At 68.2% G+C, this 1,480-nt stretch carries 2 protein-coding genes; both read left to right on the top strand.

All coding sequences use genetic code 11. The features are described 5' to 3' along the window. Positions 1–207: 207 nt before the first annotated feature. Positions 208–951, top strand: a complete 744-nt coding sequence (locus ONA70_RS36205) for a class I SAM-dependent methyltransferase (protein WP_265010975.1) — start codon at positions 208–210, stop codon at positions 949–951. Positions 952–989: 38 nt separating this feature from the next. Continuing rightward, positions 990–1,480, top strand: a 491-nt coding sequence (locus ONA70_RS36210; RefSeq protein WP_265010976.1) for a nucleotidyltransferase domain-containing protein, incomplete at its 3' end; no start/stop codon positions are given.

Genomic DNA, 1,480 nt, shown 5'->3' on the forward strand with positions numbered 1-1,480 from the left:
GCAAGGCGTTGAAGCTCGCCGTCCAGCCCTGGCGAAAGCTGCCCGACGCCACGCGCAAGGCCATTGTCGAACAAGCCGAACGCCTCGCCGCGTACCGTGGCGTCTCCCTCGCCGGCGTCGAGTTCGCCGGCTAGGGCCGCGTCAGGCAGCGTTCGCCCCGAACACTGTTCGCACCCCGAAGCGATCAGACGTGCCAGGATTGGCCGCATGTCTGCTGACCTTGAGCACTCCTCCGGGCCTGCCAGCCAGGCCGTGGCCAACGACTACGACAGCTTCGCCGAGGCGTACGCGGCCGAGACCGAGTCCAACCTCATCAACGGCTACTACACCCGGCCCGCGATCCTGGACCTGGCCGGAGACGTGACCGGGCGGCGGATCCTTGACGTCGGCTGCGGAGCCGGCCCCCTGCTCGCGGCACTGCGCGATCGCGGCGCCATCGTGACCGGCATCGATCCCAGCGTCAAGATGCTGGACCTGGCCCGGCAGCGGCTCGGCGACGGCACGGCCCTGCATCAGGGCGGTCTGGGCGCCGATCCTCTGCCGTTCCCCGACGCCGCGTTCGACGATGCCATCGCCTGCCTGGTCCTGCACTACCTCGAGGACTGGAAGGCACCACTCGCCGAGTTGCGGCGCGTGCTCGTACCCGGCGGCCGACTCATCGTGGCCGTCAACCACCCCTTCGTCTACCATCTGATCAGGCCCGAAGGCGACTACTTCGCCACCGAACAGTGGACCGACGAGTACACCTTCAACGGCCAGCCCGCCGTGCTGACGTTCTGGCACCGGCCACTGCACGCAATAACCAGCGAGTTCACCGCAGCCGGCTTCCGGATCGCCGTCGTGAGCGAACCACCTCCCGCACCCGTGGCCCGCGAGGCGTTCCCCGACCTCGTGACCTCCCCCTCGGGGTACATCCTGTGCTACCTGTTCTTCGTCCTCGAGGCTGCCTAGTGCGAAAACGCGCAACGACCGGGCGAACCGAGCAGTCGATGGCCGCCCTGCCCGCGGAGGCCCGGGCGCTGGTCTCTCGATATCTCAACGAGGTGGATGCGGCCCTGCCCGGGTTCGTGGAGGGGCTGTATGTCGTCGGGTCGACGGCCCTCGGGGCGTGGCAGATCGGGCGAAGTGATATCGACACGCTGATCGTCACCGCACGCGCGGCTGACGCTGGCGACCTGACCGCTCTGGCCAAGATCCATGCCGGTATGCCGGCCGGCCCGTATTTCGATGGGATCTACCTCGACCGGGACACCTTCCGGGCGCAACCGATCGACCCGCGCGTCGTTCCGTTCCTGGTCAACGGGCAGCTCCGCACCGACAAGCCGTGCGGCGAACTGAACCCCGTCGTCTGGCTGATCCTGCAACGGTACGGGTTGCCCGTCCGTGGCCCCGCCGTCGCCGATCTCGGATTGGAGGTGGATCTCGGTGCGCTACGGCGGTACAACCTGGACAACCTCCAGACCTACTGGGCGCCGTTGGC

The organism is Micromonospora yasonensis (genome assembly GCF_026013475.1).
In the GTDB taxonomy this organism is placed as follows: domain Bacteria; phylum Actinomycetota; class Actinomycetes; order Mycobacteriales; family Micromonosporaceae; genus Micromonospora; species Micromonospora yasonensis.

Coding starts and splice junctions, on each gene's coding strand:
- ONA70_RS36205 (WP_265010975.1), top strand. CDS start 208: ATGTCTGCTGACCTTGAGCACTCCTCCGGGCCTGCCAGCCAGGCCGTG.